Origin of the sequence: Polaromonas sp. (assembly GCF_049790275.1) — a bacterium.
Lineage (GTDB): Bacteria > Pseudomonadota > Gammaproteobacteria > Burkholderiales > Burkholderiaceae_C > Polaromonas.
The window spans coordinates 16,519-43,151 of sequence record NZ_JBAQYR010000037.1 but is presented as its reverse complement, the minus strand read 5'-3'; the positions used below and the strand labels follow the sequence as shown (position 1 = coordinate 43,151).

The window sequence follows — 26,633 nt, the reverse complement described above, 5'->3', positions numbered from 1 at the left end:
TTCTTGTGGTCTCAGGCCTCAGGTACGCAAACGCGCCTGCAGGCTGCTACCGAGTTTTTCAAGCACGGCCTTGATCGCCTGCTCAATCTGCTCGTCGGTCAGTGTAGCGTCGTCGCTGCCAAGCACCAAGCGCACGGCCAGGCTTTTTTCGCCCAGCTGCATCGCTGCATTGGCCTGCTGCGGCCGGTAGATATCGAACAGCGTGGCCGATTTGAGGAGGCCGCGCGTATCCGCCCCCTCGATCGCCGCCATCAGCGCCGCATGGGTCACCGCTTCGGCAACAATCACCGCGATGTCACGCTCGACCGGCTGGAGCTTGCTCACCGGCTGAAAGCCGGGTACGGGACGCTGCAGCACGGCATCGAGGGCCAGTTCGAAAACAATGGGCGCTTGCGCCAGCTCGTAGCCCTGGCGCCACTGCGGGTGCAGCTCACCAACAAAGCCGACCGCCACGCCGTCAATGACAACGCTGGCGCAACGGCCCGGATGCATGGCTGGATGAGCCGCTAGCGCAAACACCGCATGCCGCGGCGCCAGCAAGGCCTGCACATCACCCTTGACGTCGAAGAAATCCACACCCTTGTCGGACGTACTCCATTGCAAGGCTTCGCGCGGCCCGTAGGCGAGGCCCGCCACCCGCATCGGCTGGTCAAAACCGGCGACAGTGGTGTCGGTGTTCTGGCTGCGTGCATCGCGCAGGAAAACCCGCCCGAGTTCAAACACGTTAACCCGGCTGGCCTTGCGGTCGAGGTTGAATTTGAGCACCTGCAGCAGCGAACCAAGCAGGGACGAGCGCATCACGCTCATCTGGCTGGCAATCGGGTTGAGAAGCTTGATGGGATTCGGGTTACCGGCGAGCTCGTGCTCCCAGCGCTCTTCGACAAAACTGAAATTGATGGTTTCCTGGTAGCCCAGTGCAGCCAGCGCGCGGCGCACGGCAAAGGGACTGCGCCTGGCTTCGGGGCGTATCCGTGAGGTAATGGGTGCCAGCGGCGGTGTGGTGGGCAATTGCTGGTAACCCACCATGCGCACCACTTCCTCGATCAGGTCCTCCTCGATCTGCAGGTCAAAGCGATAGCTGGGCGGCGTCACCGTCAGCGAGCTCTCACCTTCCTTGACGGGCAATCCCAGGCGACGGAGGGCGCCGGAACACTGCGCCTGGGTCAAAGGCATGCCGATGACCTTGGCGGCGCGCGCCACACGCAGCGTCACCGGAGCGTTTACCGGCAGGCTGGCCTGCAGGTCGTCCATCGGACCGCACACCGTGTCGGGCGTACCGCAGATGTCGATGATCAGTTGTGTGATGCGCTCAATGTGCTCAACCGTCAGGCCGGGATCGACGCCGCGTTCAAAACGGTGGCCTGCGTCGGTGGAGAAGTTGTAGCGGCGTGAGCGTCCGGCAATCGCCTTGGGCCACCAGAAAGCAGCCTCGACATAGACATTTTTCGTCTCGTCGGACACGGCAGTCGCATCACCACCCATGATGCCGGCCAGCGATTCGACCTGACTGTCATCGGCAATCACGCCTACTTTTTCATCGACCGTCACCATACTGCCATTGAGTAACTTGAGCTGTTCACCCGCCTTGCCCCAGCGTACCTCGAGCCCACCGTGAATCTTGTCGAGATCAAAAATATGCGACGGCCGGCCGAGTTCGAACATCACATAGTTCGAAATGTCCACCAGTGCGGTGACACTGCGCTGGCCGCAACGTGCAAGACGGTCCACCATCCAGGGCGGTGTGGCGGCCTGGGTATTGACGTTGCGCACAATGCGGCCGGAAAAGCGGCCGCACAAATCAGGCGCACTGATTTTGACCGCGAGCTTGTCTGCACTGGCAACAGCGACCGGCGGAAACGATGGCGTGGCCAGTGGTACACCGGTCAGCGCGGCCACTTCGCGGGCAATACCGTACACACTCAGGCAATGCGCGAGGTTGGGTGTGAGCTTGAGCGTGAACAGCGTGTCGTCGAGCTTCAGGTGTTCGCGGATGTCCTGGCCCACCACTGCATCCGATGCCAGCTCAAGCAGTCCACCGTGGTCTTCGGAGAGCTTGAGTTCGCGCGCCGAGCACAACATGCCCTGGCTTTCCACACCGCGAAGCTTGCCGACCTTGATCAGGAAAGGTTTGCCATCTTCACCGGGAGGCAGCTCGGCACCCACCAGCGCGCACGGCACCTTGATGCCGACTCGCGCATTGGGCGCGCCGCAGACGATGTTGAGCAGGGCGCCTTGCCCCACGTCAACCTGGCAGACACGCAGACGGTCGGCATCCGGGTGCTGCGCTGCCTCACGGATTTCTCCGACCACGATCCTGCTGAAAGGTGGAGCCACCGGTTTGAGCTCTTCCACTTCCAGCCCGGCCATCGTCAGGGTTTCAGCGAGCTGTTCGGTACTCAGCGGCGGATTGCAGAATTCGCGCAACCAGGATTCGGGGAATTGCATTTTTTGTGGGGTCCGATGAATTACTGGAATTGCGAGAGGAAACGCAGGTCGCCGTCAAAAAACAGCCGCAAGTCGTTGACGCCATAACGCAGCATGGTCAAGCGGTCCGGGCCCATGCCGAAGGCAAAGCCGATGTAATGCTCGGGGTCCAGCCCCATGTTGCGCACCACGTTTGGATGCACCTGGCCAGAGCCCGCCACTTCCAGCCAGCGGCCGGCCAGCGGGCCGGTCTGGAACTGGATATCGATTTCGGCACTCGGCTCGGTGAAGGGAAAAAAACTGGGGCGAAAGCGCAGCACCAGGTCGTCGCTTTCGAAAAAGGTGCGGCAGAAATCAGTGAAAACTACCTTGAGGTCCTTGAAGCTGACGTTCTGGCCTACCCACAGTCCCTCGCACTGGTGGAACATCGGCGAGTGCGTGGCATCACTGTCCACCCTGTAAGTGCGGCCAGGCGCGATCACACGGATCTCGGGCATCACGCCACCAGCAGCTATTAACGCTTTGTGCTTCTTGACGTGCTGAACCGCATAACGGATCTGCATCGGGCTGGTGTGGGTGCGCAGCAGGTTGGGCGCGTTTTCCGTGCCGCCTTCAACATAGAAGGTATCGTGCATGGAGCGGGCGGGATGGTCTTCCGGCGTGTTCAGTGCGGTGAAGTTGAACCAGTCGGTCTCGATCTCCGGGCCTTCGGCCACGTCGAAGCCCATGGAGCCAAAGATGGCCTCGATGCGCTCCAGCGTCAGGGAGACCGGGTGCAGGCCGCCGGATGGCCGCTGACGGCCCGGCAGTGAAACGTCCAGCGCTTCGGCCTTGAGCTGCACCTGCAGTTCGGCGTCCGCCAGTGCTTGACGGCACGCGGTTAGCGCCGCTTCAATGGCTTGCTTGGCCAGGTTGATGGCAGCGCCGCGCATTTTTTTCTCTTCAACAGGCAGCGTTGCCAGGCCCTTCATCAGTTCGGTGATGCGGCCGGACTTGCCGAGAAACTGGGCCTTGGCGTTTTCCAGGTCAGCGGGTGTGACAGCCTGGGCGAAACTGGTTGTCGCCGAATCCACCAGAGCATCAAGTTCGTTCATAAATTTCTTGTAAATTGCGAAACCGCCCGGCCACCTCGCCTGCAGCTTGGGCAAAGAAAAAGGGCCAGAGCCTTTTCAAGCTCCAGCCCTCGTCTTTTGTGCGCAATCAGCTATCAATTCAATAGCTGATTGCCCCTCAAAAATCAGGCAGCAAGCTTGGCCTTGACCTGCTCCACGATGGCGCCAAAAGCAGCGCTGTCGTGAATCGCCATGTCGGAAAGGACCTTGCGGTCGATCTCGATGCCGGCTTTTTTCAGGCCGTTGGCGAACTGGCTGTATGTCATGCCGAATGAGCGGCTGGCGGCGTTGATACGCGCAATCCACAACTGGCGGAACACGCGCTTCTTGGTACGGCGGTCACGGTAGGCATATTGCCCGGCCTTCATCACCGCTTCTTTGGCGATGCGATAGACATTGCCGCGGCGGCCGCGGAAACCTTTTGCAAGGGCAAGAACTTTTTTGTGGCGGGCGCGAGCCGTTACACCACGTTTGACGCGAGGCATGTGAGTACTCCTTGTTCGTCGTTAATTAAATGCCCATGCCGGGCAGCATCTGTGCCATGTGACCCATATTGGTCTCATGAACAGCAACTGCGCCACGCAGATGGCGTTTGTTTTTGGTGGTCTTCTTGGTCAGGATGTGACGTTTGAAGGCTTGACCGCGCTTGACGGTACCACCCGGACGAACGCGAAAACGTTTCTTCGCGCTGCTCTTGGTCTTCATTTTGGGCATTGAAATGCTCCTTTTCATTTGTGCTCGTGAGGCGCTGCGAACCTTCCGCAGACTTGATGGCCTCGAGCCACTTGTAAGCAGTAAGTTTTACCTTGCCACCTGCGGCGGCAACTCTGACGTCACCACCTTTGGAAAGCAGTTTGACCTGCCTTCCGGGAATGCTTTCGCATCCCCTGAAAAGCCTGCCGGTGGCTACACCGTCAGGCTGAACTCCGTTTTCGACAACCGCCTCAGGCGCTTGTCGGTGCCACTGGCGCGGCTTCTGCCGGCGCTGCGGCAGGCTTGGCAGCCACCTTCTTCTTGCCCGGCGCGATCATCATGACCATCTGCCGGCCTTCGAGCTTGGGAAACTGCTCCACCACAATCAAATCAGCCAACTCGTCGCGGATACGCGCCAGCAGGGCCAGGCCCAGCTCCTGGTGCGTGATCTCGCGGCCGCGAAAACGCAAGGTGATCTTGCACTTGTCGCCTTCTTCCAAAAAGCGCTTGATGTTGCGCAATTTGATGTTGTAGTCACCATCGTCGGTACCAGGCCGGAACTTGATTTCCTTGACCTCGATGACCTTCTGCTTGGACTTCGCTTCGGCCGCTTTTTTCTGCTCGGCGTACTTGAACTTGCCGTAATCCATCAACCGGCACACCGGCGGAACCGCCGTGGGGGAGATTTCAACAAGATCAACGTCCGCCTCACCCGCAAGGCGCAGGGCCTCCATGATGCTGACAACGCCCAAAGGCTCATTGTCCGGCCCTGTCAGGCGTACTTCAGGGGCCATGATTTCACGGTTCAAGCGGTGCTTGCGTTCTTCACGGTGACGGCGGTCACGAAATTCAGTAGCGATGGTTCTGATCCTTTAAAAATTGCTATAAAAGCTATAGCCGCTTGCGCCCGCCCAGCAAGGACGAATAGCCAATTTGACTCACAAGGAAGTCAACAATCAGGCTTTTTGGGTAATGTCAGAGGCAATCGTCTGGACGAAGGCTTCAAGCGACATGACGCCAAGGTCTTTGTTACCCCGGGCGCGCACGGCAACCGCGCCAGCTTCCTTCTCCTTGTCGCCCACGACCAGGATGTAAGGCAGCTTTTGCATTGAGTGCTCCCGTATTTTATACGTAATTTTCTCGTTGCGCAGGTCCAGATTGACCCTAAGCCCTTGATTTTGAAGCGTTTTAGCTATTTCACGACAATAATCGGCTTGCGCATCGGTGATATTGAGCACCGAAACCTGCACCGGCGCCAGCCAGGTGGGCAGTGCGCCGGCGTGTTCCTCGATCAGGATCCCGATGAATCGCTCCAGGCTGCCGACGATGGCCCGGTGCAGCATGACAGGGCGGTGACGGGCGCCATCCTCCCCGACATATTCGGCATCCAGCCGCTCCGGCATCGAAAAATCGACCTGCATGGTGCCGCACTGCCACTGGCGGCCAATCGCGTCTTTCAGCGTGTATTCGATTTTGGGGCCATAAAACGCGCCGTCGCCCGGCGCAATCTCGAACTCGCATCCGGAGGCACGCAGGCTTTCCATCAGCGCGTGCTCGGCCTTGTCCCAGCTTTCGTCGGAGCCGATGCGCGCTTCCGGCCGTGTCGCCACCTTGTAGATGATGTTCTTGAAGCCGAAGTCGGTGTAGACCTTCTGCAGCAGGGTTGTGTAGTCGACGCATTCCTTGAGGATCTGCTCTTCAGTACAAAAAATGTGGCCGTCGTCCTGGGTGAAGCCGCGCACCCGCATGATGCCGTGCAGGCCACCCGAGGGTTCGTTGCGGTGGCATTGGCCGAACTCGCCGTAACGCAGCGGCAAATCGCGGTAGCTTTTGATGCCCTGCTTGAAGATCAGGATATGGCCGGGGCAATTCATCGGCTTGAGCGCGTATTCGCGTTTTTCCGATTCGGTCGTGAACATGTTGTCGCGGTACTTGTCCCAGTGGCCGGTTTTTTCCCAGAGCGTCTTGTCGATGATCTGCGGCCCCTTGACCTCCTGGTAGCCGTTGTCCTGGTAGACCTTGCGCATGTACTGCTCGACGCCCTGCCACACCGTCCAGCCCTTGGGATGCCAGAACACCAGCCCGGGCGCATGGTCGTCAATGTGGAACAGGTCGAGCTCGCGGCCCAGCTTTCGGTGGTCGCGCTTCTCCGCTTCTTCCAGCATGGTCAGGTACTGCTGCAGCTCGTCTTTCGTGGCCCACGCCGTGCCATAGACACGCTGCAGCATCTCGTTGTTGTGGTCGCCGCGCCAGTAGGCGCCAGCCAGCTTCATGAGCTTGAAGAACTTCAGCTTGCCGGTACTCGGCACGTGCGGGCCACGGCACAGGTCCTCGAACTTGCCCTCGCGGTACAACGACACATCTTCATTGGCCGGAATGCTGGCAATGATCTCCGCCTTGTAGTGCTCACCGATCTCCTTGAAGTGGGCCACTGCCTCGTCGCGCGGTAAAACCCGGCGTGTCACTGGCTCGTCCTTCGCCGCCAGCTCGCTCATCTTCTTTTCAATAGCGGCCAGGTCTTCCGGCGTAAAAGGACGTTTGTAGGAAAAATCGTAGAAAAAGCCGTTCTCGATCACCGGGCCAATCGTCACCTGCGCGTCGGGAAACAGCTCCTTGACCGCATAAGCCAACAGATGGGCCGTCGAGTGGCGGATCATGTCCAGGCCTTCCGGGTCCTTGGCCGTGATGATGGAAAGCGGGCTGTCGGCGGAAACGAGGTAGCTGGTATCCACCACTTTGCCTGCCACCTTGCCGCCTAGCGCGGCCTTGGCCAGGCCGGCACCAATAGACGCAGCAACCTCGGCCACCGTCACAGGCTGGGGAAATTCACGGATCGAAGCGTCTGGCAGCGTAATTTTGATCATGATGGTCTGGCTCGAAAAATAAAAAAGCGCGGTAAATGCCGCGCTTTGACTGGGTTAGGCTGGAGGTATGCTATTAATTCAGTAGCTATAAATCACCTGGGGATGCGGCTAGCGCCCGAGATGGCTCCAAACTGGAGGCGTGGTCGTAGTTCGCGGTGTCATAACCCGCGCGATCCTTCCTGTTTCCAGCTTGATTGATTGCATGGCGCTATTTTACGGCAGCTTCGGGTTCAGGCCGGCTCAGGTGAGCCGGGCGGCAAAAAGGTGAGTCCCAGGCAGCGCGGACACTCGGTGATGACCGTCTGCTTTTCAACCTCGAAATTCTCGTTGATATTTTCGCTGTCGATGCGCAGTTCACCCGTGCCATTGCAGTCCGGACATGGCGTGCGCTTGAATCCCATGGTGGCTTCTGACATGTGTTTTCCCCGCTGGTGAACCCCAATCAGCTGCACTCTACGCGAAAAAAGCCGAATGCCCAAGAAAAAAGCCCGGTCGAAGCAGCAAGGCTACAACCGGGCTTTGGATCACCCCCAAGAGGCGGTCACCTTCGAGACTCAGCTCAGTGGAATTGCTCTTCTTCGGTCGAGCCGGTCAGTGCGGTCACGCTGGACTTGCCACCCTGGATGGCGGTGGTGACTTCGTCGAAGTAGCCGGTGCCCACTTCCTGCTGGTGCGACACAAAGGTGTAGCCGCGATCGCGTGCTGCGAACTCGGGCTCCTGCACCTTCTCGATGTACGCCGTCATGCCGCGCTTGACGTAGTCCTGCGACAGGTCGTACATGTTGTACCACATGGAGTGGATGCCGGCGAGCGTGATGAACTGGTACTTGTACCCCATGGCGCCCAGCTCGCGCTGGAACTTGGCGATGGTGGCATCGTCGAGGTTTTTCTTCCAGTTGAACGACGGCGAGCAGTTGTAAGCCAGCATCTTGCCGGGGTGAACCTTGTGCACGGCGTCGGCAAACTTCCTGGCGAAGTCGAGGTCGGGCGTGCCGGTTTCGCACCACACCAGGTCCGCATAGTGGGCATAGGCGTTTGCACGGGCCACGGCTTGGTCCAGGCCTTTGCGGGTCTTGTAGAAGCCTTCGGCCGTGCGCTCGCCGGTCAGGAAAGGCTTGTCAATCTCGTCGTAGTCGGAGGTCAGCAAGTCAGCGGCTTCCGCGTCGGTACGGGCAATCACCAGTGTGGGCACGCCGCAAACGTCGGCCGCCATGCGGGCAGCGATCAGCTTCTGGCAGGACTCGCGGGTTGGCAGCAGCACCTTGCCGCCCATGTGGCCGCATTTCTTGACGGAAGCCAGCTGGTCTTCCCAATGCACACCACCTGCGCCCGACTTGATCATGGCCTTCATCAGCTCGAAGGCATTGAGCACGCCACCGAAACCGGCTTCGGCATCGGCCACGATGGGCGCGAAGTAATCGATGTACTCCTTGTCGCCAGCATCGATGCCCTTGGAATGCTGGATCTCGTCGGCGCGGCGGAAGGTGTTGTTGATGGTCTCAACCACCTTGGGCACCGAGTCCACCGGGTACAACGACTGGTCAGGGTACATGGCCGAGTAGCTGTTGTTGTCGGCAGCAACCTGCCAGCCCGAGAGGTAGATGGCCTTGACGCCAGCCTTGACCTGCTGCATGGCCTGGCCGCCCGTGAGCGCGCCCAGGCAATTCACGTAAGGCTCGTTGTGCAGGAGATCCCAGAGCTTTTCGGCACCGCGACGCGCCAGCGTGTGCTCAATCGGGAAGGAACCGCGCAGACGCACGACGTCGGCGGCGCTGTAGCCGCGCTTGATGCCTTTCCAGCGCGAGTTGGTGGCCCAGTCTTTTTCGAGAGCAGAAATCTGCTGTTCGCGGCTCAGTTGTTCGGTGAGGGTCTGTGGCATGAGGTCACTCCAGAGGTTAAAAAAAAGCGGGCCAAACAGTGCGCCCCTGTCTTGGTGGCTTTACCGTTTGCTCTGGAGTCAACTTTAAGTCTTCTACAAGACCTTGTGAAGCTCTTATGTCTTATATAAGACAAAAATTATCTTCAATGAAATCAATACTTTATTGTTAGTTTTTCACAATACAAAAAACAATTTCCTATATTGAGAAATTTTTCCGCATCGCAGCATTTTTATATTTCATGATGCGGAAACAGATTATCGGATTATGAGATGGCGGTGCGGGCGCATCGGGCCGTACACCGCACCGCCGCAACCATGGCTGCAGGTGCGGCCGTTTTCTTCAGCAGGGCGCGGGGCGGCTTACACGCCAGTCGCCGCTGGCGATCACGAGCCTGCCCGCCGTGCGCGCAGGATTGATTTCATAAACGAGGCAGTCCAGCTCAAGTGGTTCGAACGCCGTCCCGGAAGGACGAACCTGCACCCTCACCTGCTGCTTGCTGTACTCCCCGGTTTGCCGCGGCCAGACTTCTTCGATAACGTCGAGCTGGCGTTCCAGCTCGGCACTGATGGCGTAAACCTCGCCGGTCACGCGGCCCGAACCGCCCAGCACCACGCCTGGATACGGCCCCAGGTCATAGAGCGTGCCAGCCACACTGGCCAAGCCGACAAACTGCGGCGAGGGATACATATGCGTGATGTCGCGCACATCGCCCCGGCGCAGGGTGCCGTACACAAAGACATGGCGGGGAACAACAGGCGGCATCGGCTCAGACATGAAAGTAAGGCATGATTTCGGGCACTCGGAAAAACTCCGGGAGCACCTGAAAGACACAGCAGCAAGGACGCGCCGGCGGCGCGACAGCAACTGCAAAGGCCTTTCAGTCCCTCACCAGAAAACAGGAAAACCCGGTTGAATGAATCGCATTGTGGCCTACGCCTGCCTGGCGCTCAGCATGTCCCTGGTCGGCAGTTATGTCGCACTGTCCAAACCGCTGGTCGCGGTGTTCCCGGTCTTCCTGCTGGCCTGGCTGCGCTTTGGCATCGGCGGGGCCGCCATGCTGCACTGGCTGAAAAAACCTGCCCATGAAGCGCCGATGACGCGGCAAACGCGGCAGCTGGTATTCCTCGAGTCTTTCCTCGGCAATTTCCTGTTCTCCATCTGCATGCTGTTCGGCGTCAGCCTGAGCAGCGCGGTGGCCGCCGGCGTCATCATGGCCTCCATCCCGGCGGCGGTGGCGATGCTGAGCCGGATCTTTCTCGGCGAGCGCATCCGACCGCGTGTTGCCTTGGCCATCGCCTGCGCTGTCCTGGGCATCATGCTGGTTTCGCTATCAAAAAAAGAGCTTCTAGCGCCCGCACAGCAAGGGCTGGAGGCCGATTTGGCATCAAGCCGGGCATGGCTGGGCAACCTGCTGCTGGTCGGCGCCGTGCTTTGCGAAGCGGCTTACGCGGTCATCGGCAAAAAACTCACGGGCGCGCTTGGACCCAAACGCATCACCGCGTTGATCAACCTCTGGGGTTTTGCGCTGGTGACGCCGCTGGGTTTGTGGATGGCCTGGGATTTTGACTTTGCCGCCGTGGCGCCCGGCCACTGGCTGCTGCTGCTCTTCTATGCGCTCGCAGCCAGCGTCTGGACCGTGTGGTTGTGGATGACCGGCCTGAAAGGTGTGCCGGCCAGCCAGGCCGGGGTATTCACCGTGATGCTGCCCGTCAGCGCAGCACTGGTCGGCGTGGGGGTGCTCGGTGAATCCGCAGGCGCAGCACAGCTGGCCGCCTTTGCACTGGCGCTGGCCGGTGTGGCGCTGGCCACGCTGCCGGAAAAAACGCGCCTGCCCTGAACGAGGCCAGCCTCAGGCGAACAGTGTTTTATGCTGTTCGCGCAAAACGTTTTTCTGAACCTTGCCCATGGTGTTGCGCGGCAACTCGCTGACGATGAAGCAGCGTTTGGGAATCTTGAAATTGGCAAGTTGGGCCTTCAGCCGCGCGATGACCTGTTCGGCATCCAGCACCGCCCCAGGCCGGGGGATCACAACAGCAATACCGACCTCGCCGAAATCGGGGTGAGGCACACCCACCAGCGCACTTTCGGCGACACCCGGCATGTCGTTGATGTAGCCCTCGATCTCGGCGGGGTAGACGTTGTAGCCACCGCTGATGATCAGGTCCTTGCTGCGCCCGACGATGGTGATGTAGCCGCGCCCGTCGATCTTGCCGACATCGCCGGTCTTGAAATAACCATCGGCGGTGAACTCCTCCTTCGTCTTCTCGGGCATGCGCCAGTAACCCTTGAAGATGTTCGGCCCCTTGACCTGGATGCCGCCGATCTCGCCCGTGGGCAGGGGCTGGCCGGCATCGTCCTGCACGCGCAGGCTCACCCCGGGCAAGGCAAACCCGACAGTGCCGCCGCGCCGCTCGCCTTTGTAGGGGTTGGAGGTCAGCATGGCGGTCTCGCTCATGCCATAACGCTCGAGGATGGTGTGGCCGGTGCGCTCCTGCCATTCGGTGAAGGTTTCAATCAAGAGCGGCGCCGAGCCCGCGACGAACAGCCGCATGTGGCTGCAGGCTTCACGGTTCAGGCCGGGCTCGGCCAGCAGGCGCACATACAGCGTGGGCACGCCCATGAACACCGTGGCCTCGGGCAACTTCTGCACCACCAGCTTCGGGTCGAACTTCGCCAACCAGATCATCTTGCTCCCATTGATCAGCGCGCCGTGGATCGCCACGAACAGGCCGTGCACGTGGAAGATGGGCAACGCATGGATCAGCACGTCGCCCGGCGTCCACGCCCAGTAGTCCTTGAGCACCAGTGCATTGCTCAGCATGTTGCCGTGCGAGAGCATGGCGCCCTTGCTGCGGCCCGTGGTGCCGCTGGTGTAGAGAATGGCCGCCAGGTCATCCGCGCCGCGCTGGGCCACCTCGTGCCGGTCGCTGCAATGCGCGGCACGCTCCAGTAGTGAACCGGTGCGGTCGTCATCCAGCGTGAAAACGTTCTGCGTGCCGGCCTTGAAGGCGATCTTGCTGACCCAGCCGAAGTTCTTGCGGCTGCAGACCACCACCGAGGGCTCGGCGTTACCGATGAAATACTCGATCTCGGCGCTTTGGTAGGCGGTGTTGAACGGCAGGAACACGTAGCCGGCCCGCAGCGTGGCCAGGTAGAGCATCATCGCCTCCACCGATTTTTCAACCTGCACGGCGATGCGGGCCCCCTCCGGCAGGTCCAGCGACTTCAAGAGGTTGGCCATCATCGCGGTGGACCGGTCCAGGTCGCGCCACGAGTAATTCAGGCCTGTGTCGGTTTCCACCGCCACCGTGTCAAGGTCTTCCGGAAAGGCTGCGCGCAGGGCGGCAAACAGGTTGTTGTTTTTCATCGCGTGGTTACCTGGAAAATCATGAAGTCAGAGATCACCCGCGGACTGGAACTGCGGCGGGCGTTTTTCAACAAAAGCCGTCACACCTTCGCGGTGTTCGGCAGAGTCGGCGTAGGCATAGACATTTGCTATTAAATCAGTAGCTGATTGCGCCCGACCTTCCTGGGCCAGAGCCCGGAAAGTCTGTTTATTCAGGCGTGCCGCCGCAGGTGCCAGCCGGGCAATACGGCCGGCCGCCAATGAAGCTTGCGGAGCCACCTCGCCGTCAGGAAACATGGCATTCAGGAAGCCGCGCTGCAGCAGCGTGGCCGCATCTAATACCGCGGCCGCCAGCAACATCTCGCGCGCGGTCAGCTCACCTGCGGCACGCATCACCAGCGCGGCTTCACGCGGCGCCATCGGGAAACCGAGCTTCGCAATCGGCGCACCAAACTTCGCCGAGACGCCGGCCAGACGCAAGTCACAGCAACTGGCGATTTCCATGCCGGCCCCCATGCAGGCGCCCTCGATCTGCGCAACGACGGGGATGTCGCAGTCCAGCATGGCCTGCAGGCCGCCCCAGACCTCGTTTTCGTGAAAGTGCCGCAAGGCCGCTTCCTCAAACCGGAAACCGGGGTACTCGGAAATGTCGCCACCCGCACAGAAGCTGGCGCCCTCACCGCGCAGCAGCACGCAACCCACGTCGCTGCGCTGCTGCAGGCCGGTGAATACCTCGCGCAGCGCGAGCCACATGGCGCGCGACATCGCATTGAGCTTGCCCGGATGGGACAGGGTGACCATGGCGATGGGGCCGTCCGTGGCCAGCTGAACCTGTCCTGTCATGTACACCCTGGAAAGGTCAGTCCAGCTTGGCGCCGGAGGCCTTCACCACTTGCGCCCATTTTTTGACCTCTGCGCTGATGAAGCTGCCGAACTGCGGCCCGGCCAGACCGGTGAATTCGGCGCCCTGCCGTGCCCAGACGGCCTTGGCTTCGTCGGTGGTGCAGGCCTTGCGGATTTCCTCGATCGCACGGGCCTGGGCGTCGGCAGGCATGCCCTTGGGGCCCCAGACGCCGTACCAGGTCGTCACGTTGTACTCCGGCAAACCCATCTCCGCGGCACTCGGCACGTCGGGAATGGCCGGATTGCGCTTGTTGCCCGACACCATCAGCGCCTTGATGCGGCCGCCGGCAATGTGGCTGGCCGATGAACCCAGGCCGTCGAACATCATTTCAACGTCGCCGGCAATCAGGCCCTGCAGGGCCGGGCCGGCACCGCGGTAGGGGATGTGGGTGATGAACGTTTTGGTCTGCTGCTTGAACAGTTCGCCGGCAAGGTGGTGGGAGGTACCGGCGCCAGCCGAACCGTAATTCAGTTTGGCCGGATTTTTGCGGGCGTAGTCGAGGAACTCCTTGAAGTTCGCCACCGGAAGTTTTTGCGGGTTGACCACGACGACCTGCGGCACGCTGGCCACCAGAATCAGCGGCACCAGGTCTTTCTCGATGTCGTAGTCCAGCTTGGGGTACATGCTGGGTGCAATGGTGTGGTGCACGGCCCCCATGAACAGGTTGTATCCGTCCGCTGGCGCCCTGGCCGCAAGTCCGGCGCCCAGGGTTCCGCCGGCACCGCCGCGGTTGTCGATCACCAGTTGCTTGCCGGTCAGGCGAGCAAACTGCGCCGACATGGGACGCGCAAACGCATCGGTACCACCGCCTGCAGGAAAGGGAACAATCATGGTCACCGGCTTGGCTGGCCAGCCCGATTGTGCGTAGCTGCCCATGGAAAACGCGGCCAGGCCGGCGGCTGCGGTACGCAGCACATCGCGTCGGGACGCGTTGATGTCAAAGCTCGATGTCATGTCTCTCTCCTGTCGTTGTTAAACCAAAAAACTGCATAGCTTTTAAATATACAAACCCTCGATGCCGCCGGATACGGGGATTTTCCCCTGAGACAGCAGTGCCCTGTGTTTGTCCAGCCGCTTGACGTCATAAAGGTAATTGACCATCAGGCCGCAGGACTGCTTGAGACCTTTCGGCGAAGGATCACCCATCCAGTTCAGCCGCTCGACGCGGGCGCCATTGCCCAGATGGAAGCGCGCGACCGGATCCAGCGGCTTGCTGTCTTCCAGCGCCTTCCCCAGGTAATGCGCCGCGCAATGCAGCAGCATGCGGCGCACAGGCGATTTCTCGTCCAGCGTGGATGCCGTGTCGGCTGCCGTAAGGAAATGCTGCGCCGTGGGCGGCTCGAACCCGACGGCACGGCCCAGAAGCGTGCGTTCTTTTTCATCCAGCGCTTCCAGCATGGCGCCGGCGTTTTTTCCCAGCCACTGGCGAAAGCCCGGAATCGGCGACAAGGTGGCAAAGTGCTTGAGCCGGGGAAATTCCGCGCACAGGGTCTCCACCACGCGCTTGATCAGCGAATCACCGAAACTCACGCCGCGCAGGCCGGCCTGCGTGTTGCTGATGGAATAGAAAATAGCGGTCGTGGCCCTGGCCAGGTCCGCAGGCGCGGCCGACTCGTCCAGCAGCGGCGTGATGCCGGCTGCCATCTCGTCCATCAGCGCCACTTCGACAAAAATCAGCGGCTCATCGGGCATGCGCGGGTGGAAAAACCCGTAACACCGGCGGTCGCTGTCGAGCCGGTTCTTCACGTCGGCCCAGCTCTTGATGTCATGCACGGCTTCGTACTTGATCAGCTTTTCGATCAGCGACGCCGGTGAATCCCAGCTGATGCGGCGCAAGTCGAGAAAGCCTACATCGAACCAGGTCGAGAACATGTACTCCATCTCGACATCGAGCGCCTGCAGGCGCTTGTCCGCCTTGAGGTAAGGCAGCATGTCGGCGCGCAGGTCCACCAGGAAGCGGATGCCTTCCGGAAACGCGCTGAAGCGCTGCAACAGCCGCCTGCGCGGAGAGACCGTGGCGCGGCGGTAACGCACCTCGGCCACGGCCTCATCGGGTGTACCGACCGCGGCGGCAAACTGGGCTTGCGCCAGCTTGACCTTGTGCGCATCGGCCACAAACTGCTCGCTCATCAGCAGCCACATGTCGCGCCGCTCGTTCAGGGCCGCGCCGGCATACCAGCCCGCCACCCCTTTGGCGCGGCGGCCACCTTCGACCTCGCTGACCTGCGGATCGACAATCGCCTTCAGCTCCTGCAGCGTCCGGCGCAGGACACGCGGCGACAGGGCTTCTTCCTTATGCCGCAACGTGGCCTTCAATCGTTCACGCGTGGAGCGCACAGCCGGCAAGGCTTCGGAAGAAGCACCAGGCGCTATTTTTTTAGTAGCTGCTGGCGCAGTAGCGGCGGCGGTTTCAGGCACTTTTGATGCATTTTTTTTGTCCCCGGAAAAGCGGGACACGCTGCGGTTGAGCCAGTCTGCGGCATTCATGAGGCCACCCTTGTGCGCTGGTTGCGGGCCAGTTCACGCAAAGCCTCACGCTGGCGTGTCAGGTGGGTACGCATGGCAGCATCGGCACCTTCGCTGTCGCGGGCCTTGAGCGCGGCAAACACCGCCATGTGCTCCGACAGGCTCTGCGCCAGACGGCCGGGCGCGTGCAACTGCTGGGCCCGTGCGAGCTTGAGGATCTTGCGCAGGTCGGCAATCGCCGTGGCCAGCCAGCGGTTGTCGGCCAGCGTGATGATGGCTTCGTGAATCGCGAAATTGGTGTCGTAGTAGTCGTTGATGCGGCCGGCTTTCGCATGGCCGGCCAGCCGCTCGTGCAGTGTGGTGAGCGCCGCGAGGTCGGCATCGGTGGCATTGCGGGCGGCCTCAAACGCGCAGCGCCCCTCGAGCAGCGCAATCACGGGGAAAATCTCGTCGAGGTCCTTTTCCGTCACTTCATTGATGAAGCAGCCGCGCCGCGGTTCGTGGCGCAGCAGGCCCTCCGCCGTCAACACCTTGAGCGCCTCGCGCAAGGGTGTGCGCGAAATCTGCAGGCGCTCGCACAGCACCAGTTCGTCCAGAAAACTGCCGGGCGCATACATGCCGGCAAAAATCTGCTCACGCAAGGTAGCGGCAACTTCCTGGTGCAATGAATTCTGGACAAGACGCATGGTGGATCTGACGGTTTCCTGGTATTTGTTTCGGAAGCGTTCTGGCGAATCTTGAGCTTGATGAAAGCGGGTTCAGCCCGCTTTCAATCGATTGCCTTCAGAGGCATCATCATTCGTAATTTCATGTAATTACATATAATTATGAAGAAGCAAATGCTGGAGCGCAAGGCATTTTCAAGATGAAAACCACAAGGACAAACCCGCATTCCGGGTGCCGGCCTTCCTTCATGAAGGAAAGCGCCTGCGGGATGCGAGGCGGCCGGGCCAGCGCTTCTCATGCTGTTGAACACCCGGAAGACTGCCCAGCCGCTTTCTGCCGAGCAGTTCTTTTACGCCCTCTTCCCAGCCCACAACCAGAGCCAGACACCGGCCGCGATCATCGGCAGGCACAGCCACTGGCCCATACTCATACCAAGTGCCAGCACGCCGAGGAAATCATCCGGCTCGCGGAAAAATTCGGCGATAAAACGGAACACACCGTACCCCACCAGAAAAGCCGCGGACACCTGCCCGGTCTTGCGCGGTTTGCGCGCATACAGCCACAACAGGATGAAGAGCAGCAACCCTTCCAGCAAAAACTGGTAGACCTGTGAGGGATGACGCGGCAGCATGGAACCGCTCTGCCTGAAAACCATGCCCCAGGGCAGATCGGGGCTGCTGAAACGGCCCCACAACTCGCCGTTGATGAAGTTGCCGACCCGCCCCGCCGCCAACCCGGTCGGCACGCAGGGCGCCACCAGGTCCATCACCTGCAGCCACGGTTTTTTCCGGGTGCGGGCAAACCACACCTGCGACACCAGCACGCCCAGCAGGCCACCATGAAAACTCATGCCGCCCTGCCAGACATAAAAAATCTCCAGCGGATGCGCGAGGTAATAACCGGGCTTGTAAAACAGGCAGTAGCCGAGACGCCCGCCCACCACCACACCCATCACGCCCAGGAACAGGATGTCCTCGATGTCCCTGCGACTCCAGGCCGCGGCACCGGTCATCGACGCATAGGGTTCATGCCGCAGGCGGCGTAGCCCGAGGTACAGGAACAGGCCGAACGCCGCGAGATAGGTCAGACCGTACCAGTGGATGGCCAGCGGGCCAAGCTGCAGGGCGACGGGATCGATGGTGGGGTGGATCAGCATGCGGCTTATTGTGCCAGCGCAGCGTATCCCGCCGCGCCGGGCCGGTCAGCCGCGCGGGGCTGTTGCAAATTCCAGGAAACGCTGTACACAGGGGCTGGCAACTCCCGCCGGCCAGACCAGGCTGGTTTCACAGACCGGCACCCGGCGGCCTTTTTTGCCCGACACACTGCGGTAGGCCACGCCCGGCCGCTGGAATTGCCTGACGCTTTCGGGCACCCATGCCACTCCCAGGCCGGCCGAAACCAGGTTGACGATGGTCTGCATCTGGATCGCTTCCTGCGCCACCTGCGGCGAACGCGCGGCCGCGTGGTACATCGCGAAGATGGCGTCGTAGAGCGAAGGCAGGATGCGGCGCGGAAAAATCACCAATGGCTGGGCCAGCACGTCGTCAAGTGTCAGCGAGGGTTTTACCGCCAGCGCGTGATGGTCGGCCAGGGCCAGCAACAAGGGCTCTTCGGCGATCAGGCGCCGCTCCAGGCCGGCCGGTGCAAATCCCGGCGAATGCAGCATGATCCCGGCATCGATGTCGTGGCGCTCAAAGGCCTGCAGTTGCATGTCGCCGGTGGCCTCCAGCAATTCGAGCTGGACTTGCGGATACTGCTCGCGAAATGCCCGGACCCATTCAGGCAGCAGAGAAAACCCCGCGGTGGAGACAAAAGCCAGGCGAAGCCGTCCGACTTCGCCGGCCGCCGCCGCCCTCGCCTGCCCGGGCAAGGCCTGCGACCGGGCCAGCAGCTCATGGACCGCGGGCAACAGCGCCAGGGCCGCGGCCGTCATGTGCACGCTGCGCTTGGTGCGCTCGAACAGCCGCACCGCCAGCAGCTTTTCAAGATGCGCAATGGCCTGCGTCAGGGGCGGCTGGGTCATGTGCAGCCGCGTTGCGGCCCGGCCGAAATGCAGCTCTTCGGCAACAGCCACAAACTGGCGCCAGAGCCGAAGCTCTATGGTCGGAATACTCATATGCCACGCATATTAATACAGCATCAAAAATATATTGGAAGCACTCAAAGAGGCGGCGCATACTCTGCGTTTTGTCCCACATCCCACACAAGAGATACCCATGACCCAGCAAGACAAGGACAGCGTCGGTGATGCCATCAACCGCCGCAGCAAAAACATCACCGAAGGCACCTCGCGCGCACCGAACCGTTCGATGTACTACGCGATGGGTTACGAGGCCGGGGACTTCAAGAAACCCATGGTCGGCGTCGCCAACGGTCACAGCACCATCACGCCCTGCAACAGCGGCCTGCAAAAACTTGCCGATGCGGCGATTGCCGGCATCGAGGAGGCCGGCGGCAACGCGCAGGTCTTCGGCACCCCGACGATTTCCGATGGCATGGCCATGGGCACCGAAGGCATGAAATATTCGCTGGTCAGCCGCGAAGTCATCTCGGATTGCATCGAGACCTGCGTGCAGGGCCAGTGGATGGACGGCGTGCTGGTGGTCGGCGGCTGCGACAAAAACATGCCCGGCGGCCTGATGGGCATGCTGCGCGCCAACGTGCCGGCCATCTATGTGTACGGCGGCACCATTCTTCCGGGCCACTACAAGGGCAAGGACCTGAACATCGTCAGCGTGTTCGAAGCCGTGGGTGAACATTCGGCCGGCCGCATGAGCGACGAGGACCTGCTGCAGATCGAGCGTCGCGCGATTCCCGGCACCGGCAGCTGCGGCGGCATGTACACCGCCAACACCATGTCGTCCGCCTTCGAGGCGCTGGGCATCTCCCTGCCCTACTCTTCGACCATGGCCAATCCTCACGACGAAAAAGCCAACTCGGCGAAAGAGTCGGCCAAGGTGCTGATCGAGGCCATCAAGAAGAACATCAAGCCGCGCGACATCGTGACCAAAAAGTCGATCGAAAACGCCGTCGCCGTGATCATGGCGACCGGCGGCTCCACCAACGCGGTGCTGCACTTCCTGGCGATCGCCCATGCGGCCGGCGTGGACTGGACCATCGACGATTTCGAGCGCGTGCGCGTCAAAACGCCCGTGCTGTGCGACCTCAAGCCCAGCGGAAAATATCTGGCGGTGGACCTGCATCAGGCCGGCGGTATTCCGCAGGTCATGAAAATGCTGCTCAAAGCCGGCCTGCTGCACGGCGACTGCCTGACCATCACCGGCCAGCCCATTGCCGAGGTACTCAAGGACGTGCCCGATGCACCGCGTGCCGACCAGGATGTGATTCGCGCTATAGACAAGCCGATGTATGCCCAAGGCCATCTCGCCATCCTCAAGGGCAACCTCTCGCCCGAAGGCTGCGTCGCCAAGATCACCGGCCTGAAAAACCCGGTCATGACCGGCCCGGCCCGTGTTTTCGACGACGAACAGTCAGCGCTCGCGGCCATCCTGGCCGGCAAGATCAAGGCCGGCGACGTCATGGTGCTTCGTTACCTGGGCCCCAAGGGCGGTCCTGGCATGCCGGAAATGCTGGCACCGACCGGCGCGCTGATTGGCGCAGGCCTGGGAGAAAGCGTGGGCCTGATCACCGACGGCCGCTTTTCAGGCGGCACCTGGGGCATGGTGGTGGGCCACGTTGCACCGGAAGCCGCGGCGGGCGGCAACATTGCCTTCATCCACGAAGGCGACTCGATCACCATCGATGCCAAACAATTGCTGCTGCAACTGAACATCAGCGACGCTGAACTGGCCAAACGCAAGGAAGGCTGGAAAGCGCCCCTGCCACGCTACATGCGCGGCGTGCAGGCCAAGTTTGCCTTCAACGCCTCCAGCGCTAGCAAGGGTGCCGTGCTCGACGACTATTGAGATCGCGGCAACGCACTTGTCCATTAAAAAAAGCCCCTGCAGGCAACTGCAGGGGCTTTTCTTCTGTCGAGTGAGCCACAAACTCCCGGAGCGCAGCGAGCGGCGGTCTCCTTCAAGCAGGGGCCGCGGGTCCGGCTCCGCCGACCCGCAGGCGCAGCGCCCCCTCGGGGGGCAGCGCAGTACACGCAGTGACAAGCGTGGGGGCTCTATTTCCTTCTTTTGAGCATCCCCATCGCATCGCGCTGCCGCTCGATGCGCGACTGCTTGCGCTTTTCCATTTTTTCCATGGCTTTCTTTTCGGTGTAGCCGGACTTGTCGGCCCACCACCACCAGAGCACGGCCAGGCCAAAGGGCGCCAGAACCACCCACCACGGCCAGCCCGCCACCGGATCGACCGCCAAGTACTTCAGGGCGATGCCGAGAATGCCCAACAACAGAAAAAACATGGCCGACTCCTGAAAATCAGGTGGCTTGCCTTTACAAAACCAAGGTCAACCCACCCCATTACAATAACGTTGATTGACTGTAACCGAATCCATAACTCCTTCCCACGAGGTTAACGATGAAACGTCTCTGTTTAGTGATTGCTTCGCTGGCTGCCGGGTTTGCCGTTTCCACTCCGGCGCTGGCAGACCTGCAACTGGCAACGGCCAAAAACTGCATGGCCTGCCATGCCGTAGCTACCAAGCTGGTCGGCCCTGCCTACAAGGACGTGGCGGCCAAATATGCAGGTCAGAAAGACGCAGTTGACAAACTGGCTGCGAAGATCATGAAAGGCGGCGCCGGCGTGTGGGGTCCTGTGCCCATGCCGGCCAACGCGCAGGTCAATGCCGACGAGGCCAAAAAACTGGCGGCTTGGGTACTGACGCAAAAATAAACCGACCCTCCGGTACAAAAAAAAGCCCGCTGGTTCAGCGGGCTTTTTTTATGTCGGTGGCACGCCTGGCGCCACCGCTTACAGGTTTTCGGAAAGTTGATCGAGGATGGCGGGGTTTTCCAGGGTCGAGGTGTCCTGGGTGATGGCCTCGCCCTTGGCGATGCCGCGCAGCAGGCGGCGCATGATTTTCCCGCTGCGGGTTTTCGGCAGGTTGTCGCCGAAACGGATGTCCTTGGGTTTGGCGATCGGGCCGATCTCCTTGCCGACCCAGTCCCGCAGCTCCTTGGCAATCGCCTTGGCCTCGTCGCCCGTCGGCCGCGAGCGCTTGAGCACCACGAAGGCCACAATCGCCTCGCCCGTCAGGTCGTCGGGCCGTCCCACCACCGCGGCCTCGGCCACCAGCGCCGAATGCGACACCAGCGCCGACTCGATCTCCATGGTGCCCATACGGTGGCCGGAGACGTTGAGCACATCGTCGATGCGGCCGGTGATGCGGAAGTAGCCGCGGTCGGTGCTGCGCACCGCACCGTCGCCGGCCAGGTAAAGGGTGCCACCCATCTCCTCGGGGAAATAACTTTTCTTGAAACGCTCGGGATCGTTCCAGATGGTGCGGATCATCGACGGCCAGGGGCGCTTGACCACGAGCATGCCGCCGGACCCATTGGGCACGTCCTTGCCGACTTCATCGACGATGGCCGCCATGATGCCGGGCAACGGCAAGGTGCAGCTGCCGGGCACCAGCGGCGTCGCGCCGGGCAGCGGCGTGATCATGTGGCCGCCAGTTTCGGTCTGCCAGAAGGTGTCGACCACCGGGCAACGTTCACCCCCAACGTTTTTGTAGTACCACATCCAGGCTTCGGGGTTGATGGGTTCGCCCACCGTGCCGAGAATCCGCAGGCTGCTCAGGTCGGAGCGCGCGGGATGGATTTTTTCGTCGGCTTCGGCCGCCTTGATCAGCGAGCGGATCGCGGTCGGCGCGGTGTAGAAAATGCTGACCTTGTGTTTTTCGATCATCTGCCAGAAGCGGCCGGCGTTCGGGTAAGTGGGAATACCTTCAAAAATCACCTGCGTCGCGCCGGCGGCCAGCGGGCCGTAGGCCACGTAGGTGTGGCCGGTGATCCAGCCGATGTCGGCCGTGCACCAGAACACATCGGAGGGCTGGATGTCGAAGGTCCAGTCCATGGTCAGCTTGGCCCACAGCAGATAACCACCCGTGCTGTGCTGCACGCCCTTGGGTTTGCCGGTCGAGCCGGAGGTGTAGAGGATGAACAGCGGATGCTCTGCGCCTACGAATTCCGGCTCGCAGGTGGCCGGCTGCTTCGCCGTGACCTCGTGCATCAGGCTGTCGCGCCCGGCCACCATGTTGCAGGCGGTGGCCGTGCGCTGGTAGACGATCACGTTCTTTATCGACTCGCAGCCGCCCATGGCGATGCCTTCGTCCACGATGGCCTTCAGCGGCAGTTCCTTGCCGCCGCGCAGCTGGAAGTTGGCCGTGATGACCGCGACCGCGCCGGCGTCCTGGATGCGCTCCTGCAGGCTCTTGGCGGAAAAGCCGCCGAACACCACAGAGTGGGTCGCACCTATGCGTGCGCAGGCCTGCATGGCAACCACGCCTTCCACCGTCATCGGCATGTAGATGATGACGCGGTCGCCCTTCTTGATGCCCATGGCCTTGAGCGCATTGGCGAACTGGCAGACCTTGCCGTGCAGTTCCTTGTACGTGACATGGGTCACCTTGCCGTCGTCGCTCTCGAAGATGATCGCTTTCTTGTTCTCAGTGGCGGTGCCGAGGTGGCGGTCCAGGCAGTTGTACGAGGCGTTGAGCTCGCCGTCGGCAAACCATTGGTAGAACGGCGCATTCGACTCGTCCAGGGTCTGGGTGAAGGGTTTCTTCCAGCTCAGGTTCGCGCGCGCCAGCCGGGCCCAGAAACCCTCGAAGTCTTTCTCGGCTTCGGCGCACAGCGCCTGGTAGGCGTCCATGCCGGAAATGCGGGCAGACCTGACCAGCTCGGGGTTGGGGAAAAAAACCCGGTTTTCAACCAGTGTGGATTCGATGGCAGATAAGGGCGCGTTCATGATGACTTGTCTCCTCGGGTTTGAATGCAATGCGTGCTAATGTCATATTCAGCACTTACATTCGACTGACTGGCACCAAGCTTACAGATTACCCCAAGCGGGGAGCCCTCCCGACCACGCCTACAATCCGCAAAGTCCGTACAAACCCTCATCTCATGTCAGAACCCAAAATCACCTCTGCCAAAGTTTCGCCGCTACGACCCATCCCGAATTTCATTTTTGCCAGCCGCTGGCTGCAATTGCCGCTTTACGTCGGCCTGATCGCCGCACAAGGCGTCTATGTGTACCATTTTTTATTCGAATTGCTGCACCTGATCGAAGCCGTTTTCGGCAGTCAGACCGCCTTGCAGGCCCTGATCACCAGCATTGGCTACAAGACCACCGCACCGGTCACCACTCTCAATGAAACAGTCATCATGCTGGTGGTGCTGGCACTGATCGACGTGGTCATGATCTCCAACCTGCTGATCATGGTCATTGTGGGCGGATACGAAACCTTTGTGAGCCGCATGAACCTCGAAGGCCACCGCGACCAGCCCGAATGGCTGAGCCACGTCAATGCCTCCGTTCTCAAGGTCAAGCTGGCCACCGCCATCATCGGCATCAGCTCCATCCACCTGCTGAAAACCTTCATCAATGCCGACAACTACACCGACCGGGTGTTGATTGCGCAGACAGCCATCCACATCACCTTCCTGCTTTCAGCCATTGCCATCGCCTACACCGACAAGATCATGTCGGGCATCGCCGCGCAAAAACACTGAAGGTGGTTCAGCGGCGGACTGCGCGGCGCAGCAGCAGCAGCACTGTCCCCAAAATCCCGGACAAAAGCGAACCACCGAGCACGCCGAGCTTGACCTGCGTTTCATGGCCCGGCCCCTGCCCTTCAAAAGCGAGCGCGCCTATGAACAGGCTCATCGTGAATCCCACGCCGCACAGCAGGCACACACCAAAGAACTGGCCCCAGTCCGACTGAGCCGGCAGCCGCGCACCGGCAAAGCGGATCAGCAGCCAGGAAGCGCCGAACACGCCCACCGCCTTGCCCAGCAACAGACCGGCGGCGATGCCCAGCGGCACGCTCTGCAGCAGAGTGGCCACAGTCACTCCCTGCAGCGCTACCCCGGCATTGGTGAAGGCAAACATAGGCAGCACCACAAAAGCCACCCAGGGATGGAGCACGTGTTCAACCATTTTCAGGGGCGAACCGCCTTTGCCGTCCGACAGGGGAATGGCCAAGGCGGTGAGCACACCTGCCAGCGTGGCATGGATGCCTGACTTGTAGACAAAAACCCAGATGGCCAGCCCGACGATGGCATACGGCGCGATGGCCACGACCCGGGCCCGGTTCAGCAGCGCGAGCACCCCCACCCCCGCCCCGCTGGCCACCAACGCGGTCAGAGACAGGCCGTCCGTGTAGAAAAACGCAATGATCAGGATGGCACCCAGGTCATCAATGATGGCGACTGCCGTCAAGAATATCTTCAGTGACGCAGGCACCCGGCTGCCCAGCAGGATCAGGATTCCCAGCGCAAATGCGATATCGGTCGCGGCAGGAATGGCCCAGCCGCGCAAGGCCGTGGCGTCGCCCCAATTGATCGCCACATAAATCAAGGCCGGCACCAGCATCCCGCCAAGCGCTGCGCCGGCGGGAAGCAGGGCCTGGCTGCGCGACGCCAGCTCGCCCTCGATCATTTCGCGCTTGATCTCCAGCCCGACCAGGAAGAAGAAAACCGCCATCCACAGGTCGTTGACCCAATGCAGCAGCGATTTGGAAAGCACCAGCCAGTCATGGCCCACGCGCAGTTCGCCGGGCCAGGCCAGAAAACCCTGATAAACCGCAGACCACGGGGAGTTGCTGACCAGCAGCGCCAGCAGGGCTGCGAGTGCCAGTACCACGCCGCCTGACGACTCGGAATGGATGAACCGGCTGACGGTATGTCGAAAAAAATTGAACATGCGCGGCTTGGGCCTATGGCTTGCCGGACCGGCTACCCACCATCTGGCCCGGTACCACCCAGGCATCAAACTGCTCTGCCGTCACATGGCCAGACACCACCGCCGCCTCGCGCAGGCTGCTGCCTTCCTTGTGCGCCTTCTTCGCAATAAAGGCAGCCTTGTCGTAACCGATGTGCGGGTTAAGCGCAGTCACCAGCATCAGCGAATGGTCCACCAGTTCGGCGATGCGGTCACGGTTCGGCTCAATGCCCACGGCGCAGTGGTCGTCGAAGCTGCGTATGCCATCGGCCAGCAGGCGCACGCTTTGCAGGAAGTTGTGGGCAATCATGGGCCGAAATACATTGAGTTCGAAATTGCCGGACGCCCCGCCAATATTGATGGCCACATCATTGCCGAAGACCTGGCAGCACAGCATGGTGACCGCCTCGCTTTGCGTGGGATTGACCTTGCCGGGCATGATGGAGGAGCCGGGTTCGTTCTCCGGAATCGACAGCTCGCCAATGCCGCTGCGCGGCCCGCTGGCCAGCCAGCGCACGTCGTTGGCGATTTTCATCATGCTGCCGGCCAGGGTCTTGAGCGCGCCGTGGGCATGGACCAGCGCATCGCACGAAGCCAGCGCTTCAAACTTGTTCGGCGCCGTCACGAAAGGCAGGCCGGTCAGGCGCGCGAGTTCCGCGGCCGCCTGCTCCGCGTAGCCTGCCGGTGCGTTGAGCCCGGTGCCGACGGCCGTGCCGCCCAGCGCCAGCTCGCACAGATGGGGCAAGGCGGCGCGCACATGTTTTTCGCCGTGTTCGAGCTGCGCCACATAACCGGAGAACTCCTGGCCCAGTGTCAGCGGCGTGGCGTCCTGCAGATGGGTGCGGCCAATCTTGACGATGCTGTCGAAGTCCTGCGCCTTTTTGGCCAGCGTGCCACGCAGTTTCGCCATCGCCGGCAGCAGCTTGTGCGTGATCGCATCCACCGCCGCGACATGCATGGCGGTCGGGAACACATCGTTGGACGATTGGCTGCGGTTGACCTCGTCGTTCGGATGCACCAGCCGGCCTTCACCGCGTTCACCGCCCAGAATCTCGCTGGCGCGGTTGGCCAGCACCTCATTGACATTCATGTTGGTCTGGGTGCCGGAGCCGGTCTGCCAGACCACCAGCGGGAACTCGTCGGCATGTTTGCCGGCGATCACCTCGTCGGCCGCCGCGATGATGGCTTGTGTCTTCTTTTCGTCCTGCAGACCCAGCGCGTGATTCACGGCGGCCGAAGCCCGCTTGACCTGCGCCAGCGCCCGGATGATTTCGCGCGGCTGCTGTTCGCCGGATATGTCGAAGTTTTGCAGCGAGCGCTGCGTCTGCGCGCCCCAGAGGCGGTCGGCGGGCACGTCAATCGGGCCAAAGGTGTCTCGTTCGCTGCGTGTCTTCATGGTGTGTGCTTACCTGTCAAAATAGGGGG

24 protein-coding genes are annotated in these 26,633 nt (G+C 61.3%); 4 read left to right on the top strand and 20 right to left on the bottom strand.

Annotated features, from left to right (window positions below):
* Window positions 1–18: 18 nt before the first annotated feature.
* The 9 genes from pheT to WA904_RS04655 all read right to left on the bottom strand — a co-directional run bounded on the left by pheT (window position 19) and on the right by WA904_RS04655 (window position 9,747).
* Window positions 19–2,445: a phenylalanine--tRNA ligase subunit beta gene (pheT, locus tag WA904_RS04695; RefSeq protein WP_425195964.1), complete on the bottom strand. Its 2,427-nt coding sequence runs from the start codon at window positions 2,443–2,445 to the stop codon at window positions 19–21.
* A 20-nt stretch (window positions 2,446–2,465) separates the two neighbouring features.
* Window positions 2,466–3,518: a phenylalanine--tRNA ligase subunit alpha gene (gene pheS, locus WA904_RS04690; RefSeq protein ID WP_425195963.1), complete on the bottom strand. Its 1,053-nt coding sequence runs from the start codon at window positions 3,516–3,518 to the stop codon at window positions 2,466–2,468.
* A 143-nt stretch (window positions 3,519–3,661) separates the two neighbouring features.
* On the bottom strand, window positions 3,662–4,021 hold the full coding sequence (gene rplT / locus WA904_RS04685; RefSeq protein ID WP_077595746.1) for a 50S ribosomal protein L20: 360 nt from the start codon (window positions 4,019–4,021) through the stop codon (window positions 3,662–3,664).
* A 25-nt stretch (window positions 4,022–4,046) separates the two neighbouring features.
* Complete coding sequence (gene rpmI / locus WA904_RS04680; RefSeq protein ID WP_077595745.1) at window positions 4,047–4,250, bottom strand: 50S ribosomal protein L35; 204 nt, start codon at window positions 4,248–4,250, stop codon at window positions 4,047–4,049.
* Window positions 4,251–4,480: 230 nt separating this feature from the next.
* The gene (gene infC / locus WA904_RS04675) at window positions 4,481–5,098 is read right to left on the bottom strand and encodes a translation initiation factor IF-3 (RefSeq protein ID WP_425195973.1); all 618 of its coding nucleotides are present in this window, start codon (window positions 5,096–5,098) and stop codon (window positions 4,481–4,483) included.
* A gap of 87 nt (window positions 5,099–5,185) precedes the next feature.
* Window positions 5,186–7,093, bottom strand: a complete 1,908-nt coding sequence (gene thrS, locus WA904_RS04670) for a threonine--tRNA ligase (protein WP_425195962.1) — start codon at window positions 7,091–7,093, stop codon at window positions 5,186–5,188.
* A gap of 230 nt (window positions 7,094–7,323) precedes the next feature.
* On the bottom strand, window positions 7,324–7,509 hold the full coding sequence (locus WA904_RS04665; protein WP_077595742.1) for a hypothetical protein: 186 nt from the start codon (window positions 7,507–7,509) through the stop codon (window positions 7,324–7,326).
* 143 nt (window positions 7,510–7,652) lie between these two features.
* Entirely contained in the window at window positions 7,653–8,972 is a 1,320-nt protein-coding gene (gene aceA / locus WA904_RS04660; RefSeq protein WP_425195961.1) for an isocitrate lyase, read from the bottom strand.
* A 340-nt stretch (window positions 8,973–9,312) separates the two neighbouring features.
* Complete coding sequence (locus tag WA904_RS04655) at window positions 9,313–9,747, bottom strand: gamma-glutamylcyclotransferase family protein (RefSeq protein WP_425195960.1); 435 nt, start codon at window positions 9,745–9,747, stop codon at window positions 9,313–9,315.
* 139 nt (window positions 9,748–9,886) lie between these two features.
* Here WA904_RS04655 and WA904_RS04650 point away from each other — a divergent pair, with 139 nt between their 5' ends.
* Window positions 9,887–10,810 carry a DMT family transporter gene (locus WA904_RS04650; protein WP_425195959.1) on the top strand — a complete coding sequence of 308 codons (924 nt, stop codon included), beginning with the start codon at window positions 9,887–9,889 and terminating at the stop codon, window positions 10,808–10,810.
* 12 nt (window positions 10,811–10,822) lie between these two features.
* Here WA904_RS04650 and WA904_RS04645 read toward each other — a convergent pair whose 3' ends face one another.
* The 7 genes from WA904_RS04645 to WA904_RS04615 all read right to left on the bottom strand — a co-directional run bounded on the left by WA904_RS04645 (window position 10,823) and on the right by WA904_RS04615 (window position 18,471).
* Window positions 10,823–12,340 carry a malonate--CoA ligase gene (locus WA904_RS04645; RefSeq protein WP_425195958.1) on the bottom strand — a complete coding sequence of 506 codons (1,518 nt, stop codon included), beginning with the start codon at window positions 12,338–12,340 and terminating at the stop codon, window positions 10,823–10,825.
* Between the two features lie 27 nt (window positions 12,341–12,367).
* Window positions 12,368–13,162 carry an enoyl-CoA hydratase/isomerase family protein gene (locus WA904_RS04640; RefSeq protein WP_425195957.1) on the bottom strand — a complete coding sequence of 265 codons (795 nt, stop codon included), beginning with the start codon at window positions 13,160–13,162 and terminating at the stop codon, window positions 12,368–12,370.
* Window positions 13,163–13,178: 16 nt separating this feature from the next.
* The gene (locus WA904_RS04635) at window positions 13,179–14,177 is read right to left on the bottom strand and encodes a Bug family tripartite tricarboxylate transporter substrate binding protein (protein WP_425195956.1); all 999 of its coding nucleotides are present in this window, start codon (window positions 14,175–14,177) and stop codon (window positions 13,179–13,181) included.
* Window positions 14,178–14,219: 42 nt separating this feature from the next.
* The gene (locus WA904_RS04630; RefSeq protein WP_425195955.1) at window positions 14,220–15,710 is read right to left on the bottom strand and encodes a malonyl-CoA decarboxylase; all 1,491 of its coding nucleotides are present in this window, start codon (window positions 15,708–15,710) and stop codon (window positions 14,220–14,222) included.
* Window positions 15,707–16,375, bottom strand: a complete 669-nt coding sequence (locus WA904_RS04625) for a GntR family transcriptional regulator (protein WP_425195954.1) — start codon at window positions 16,373–16,375, stop codon at window positions 15,707–15,709. The genes WA904_RS04630 and WA904_RS04625 overlap by 4 nt, the downstream gene beginning before the upstream one ends.
* A gap of 329 nt (window positions 16,376–16,704) precedes the next feature.
* Window positions 16,705–17,511 carry a prolipoprotein diacylglyceryl transferase gene (gene lgt / locus WA904_RS04620; RefSeq protein ID WP_425195953.1) on the bottom strand — a complete coding sequence of 269 codons (807 nt, stop codon included), beginning with the start codon at window positions 17,509–17,511 and terminating at the stop codon, window positions 16,705–16,707.
* Between the two features lie 45 nt (window positions 17,512–17,556).
* Window positions 17,557–18,471 carry a LysR substrate-binding domain-containing protein gene (locus WA904_RS04615; RefSeq protein WP_425195952.1) on the bottom strand — a complete coding sequence of 305 codons (915 nt, stop codon included), beginning with the start codon at window positions 18,469–18,471 and terminating at the stop codon, window positions 17,557–17,559.
* 100 nt (window positions 18,472–18,571) lie between these two features.
* Here WA904_RS04615 and ilvD point away from each other — a divergent pair, with 100 nt between their 5' ends.
* Window positions 18,572–20,281, top strand: a complete 1,710-nt coding sequence (gene ilvD, locus WA904_RS04610) for a dihydroxy-acid dehydratase (protein WP_425195951.1) — start codon at window positions 18,572–18,574, stop codon at window positions 20,279–20,281.
* Between the two features lie 206 nt (window positions 20,282–20,487).
* Here ilvD and WA904_RS04605 read toward each other — a convergent pair whose 3' ends face one another.
* Complete coding sequence (locus WA904_RS04605; RefSeq protein ID WP_425195950.1) at window positions 20,488–20,727, bottom strand: TIGR04438 family Trp-rich protein; 240 nt, start codon at window positions 20,725–20,727, stop codon at window positions 20,488–20,490.
* Between the two features lie 116 nt (window positions 20,728–20,843).
* Between WA904_RS04605 and WA904_RS04600 the strand changes: the two genes are divergently transcribed.
* Window positions 20,844–21,158, top strand: coding sequence for a c-type cytochrome (locus WA904_RS04600; protein ID WP_425195949.1), 315 nt, complete (start codon window positions 20,844–20,846; stop codon window positions 21,156–21,158).
* A 78-nt stretch (window positions 21,159–21,236) separates the two neighbouring features.
* Here WA904_RS04600 and acs read toward each other — a convergent pair whose 3' ends face one another.
* Window positions 21,237–23,234, bottom strand: coding sequence for an acetate--CoA ligase (gene acs, locus WA904_RS04595; protein ID WP_425195948.1), 1,998 nt, complete (start codon window positions 23,232–23,234; stop codon window positions 21,237–21,239).
* A 155-nt stretch (window positions 23,235–23,389) separates the two neighbouring features.
* Here acs and WA904_RS04590 point away from each other — a divergent pair, with 155 nt between their 5' ends.
* The gene (locus tag WA904_RS04590) at window positions 23,390–23,998 is read left to right on the top strand and encodes a YqhA family protein (RefSeq protein ID WP_425195947.1); all 609 of its coding nucleotides are present in this window, start codon (window positions 23,390–23,392) and stop codon (window positions 23,996–23,998) included.
* A 7-nt stretch (window positions 23,999–24,005) separates the two neighbouring features.
* Here WA904_RS04590 and nhaA read toward each other — a convergent pair whose 3' ends face one another.
* Together nhaA and fumC are read right to left on the bottom strand one after the other, a co-directional pair.
* Window positions 24,006–25,190 (bottom strand): Na+/H+ antiporter NhaA, encoded by a 1,185-nt coding sequence (gene nhaA / locus WA904_RS04585; RefSeq protein WP_425195946.1) that lies wholly within the window; start codon window positions 25,188–25,190, stop codon window positions 24,006–24,008.
* Window positions 25,191–25,203: 13 nt separating this feature from the next.
* Entirely contained in the window at window positions 25,204–26,604 is a 1,401-nt protein-coding gene (fumC, locus tag WA904_RS04580) for a class II fumarate hydratase (RefSeq protein ID WP_425195945.1), read from the bottom strand.
* Between the last annotated feature and the right edge of the window lie 29 nt (window positions 26,605–26,633).

What these genes read in the sequence shown, in the direction of transcription:
- fumC (WP_425195945.1), bottom strand. Translation starts at nt 26,604, where the DNA reads ATGAAGACACGCAGCGAACGAGACACCTTTGGCCCGATTGACGTGCCC.
- WA904_RS04605 (WP_425195950.1), bottom strand. Translation starts at nt 20,727, where the DNA reads ATGTTTTTTCTGTTGTTGGGCATTCTCGGCATCGCCCTGAAGTACTTG.
- WA904_RS04615 (WP_425195952.1), bottom strand. Translation starts at nt 18,471, where the DNA reads ATGAGTATTCCGACCATAGAGCTTCGGCTCTGGCGCCAGTTTGTGGCT.
- WA904_RS04655 (WP_425195960.1), bottom strand. Translation starts at nt 9,747, where the DNA reads ATGTCTGAGCCGATGCCGCCTGTTGTTCCCCGCCATGTCTTTGTGTAC.
- WA904_RS04650 (WP_425195959.1), top strand. Translation starts at nt 9,887, where the DNA reads ATGAATCGCATTGTGGCCTACGCCTGCCTGGCGCTCAGCATGTCCCTG.
- pheS (WP_425195963.1), bottom strand. Translation starts at nt 3,518, where the DNA reads ATGAACGAACTTGATGCTCTGGTGGATTCGGCGACAACCAGTTTCGCC.
- acs (WP_425195948.1), bottom strand. Translation starts at nt 23,234, where the DNA reads ATGAACGCGCCCTTATCTGCCATCGAATCCACACTGGTTGAAAACCGG.
- ilvD (WP_425195951.1), top strand. Translation starts at nt 18,572, where the DNA reads ATGACCCAGCAAGACAAGGACAGCGTCGGTGATGCCATCAACCGCCGC.
- WA904_RS04665 (WP_077595742.1), bottom strand. Translation starts at nt 7,509, where the DNA reads ATGTCAGAAGCCACCATGGGATTCAAGCGCACGCCATGTCCGGACTGC.
- lgt (WP_425195953.1), bottom strand. Translation starts at nt 17,511, where the DNA reads ATGCTGATCCACCCCACCATCGATCCCGTCGCCCTGCAGCTTGGCCCG.
- WA904_RS04640 (WP_425195957.1), bottom strand. Translation starts at nt 13,162, where the DNA reads ATGACAGGACAGGTTCAGCTGGCCACGGACGGCCCCATCGCCATGGTC.
- pheT (WP_425195964.1), bottom strand. Translation starts at nt 2,445, where the DNA reads ATGCAATTCCCCGAATCCTGGTTGCGCGAATTCTGCAATCCGCCGCTG.
- rpmI (WP_077595745.1), bottom strand. Translation starts at nt 4,250, where the DNA reads ATGCCCAAAATGAAGACCAAGAGCAGCGCGAAGAAACGTTTTCGCGTT.
- rplT (WP_077595746.1), bottom strand. Translation starts at nt 4,021, where the DNA reads ATGCCTCGCGTCAAACGTGGTGTAACGGCTCGCGCCCGCCACAAAAAA.
- WA904_RS04635 (WP_425195956.1), bottom strand. Translation starts at nt 14,177, where the DNA reads ATGACATCGAGCTTTGACATCAACGCGTCCCGACGCGATGTGCTGCGT.
- WA904_RS04600 (WP_425195949.1), top strand. Translation starts at nt 20,844, where the DNA reads ATGAAACGTCTCTGTTTAGTGATTGCTTCGCTGGCTGCCGGGTTTGCC.
- WA904_RS04590 (WP_425195947.1), top strand. Translation starts at nt 23,390, where the DNA reads ATGTCAGAACCCAAAATCACCTCTGCCAAAGTTTCGCCGCTACGACCC.
- nhaA (WP_425195946.1), bottom strand. Translation starts at nt 25,190, where the DNA reads ATGTTCAATTTTTTTCGACATACCGTCAGCCGGTTCATCCATTCCGAG.
- WA904_RS04630 (WP_425195955.1), bottom strand. Translation starts at nt 15,710, where the DNA reads ATGAATGCCGCAGACTGGCTCAACCGCAGCGTGTCCCGCTTTTCCGGG.
- WA904_RS04645 (WP_425195958.1), bottom strand. Translation starts at nt 12,340, where the DNA reads ATGAAAAACAACAACCTGTTTGCCGCCCTGCGCGCAGCCTTTCCGGAA.
- thrS (WP_425195962.1), bottom strand. Translation starts at nt 7,093, where the DNA reads ATGATCAAAATTACGCTGCCAGACGCTTCGATCCGTGAATTTCCCCAG.
- aceA (WP_425195961.1), bottom strand. Translation starts at nt 8,972, where the DNA reads ATGCCACAGACCCTCACCGAACAACTGAGCCGCGAACAGCAGATTTCT.
- WA904_RS04625 (WP_425195954.1), bottom strand. Translation starts at nt 16,375, where the DNA reads ATGCGTCTTGTCCAGAATTCATTGCACCAGGAAGTTGCCGCTACCTTG.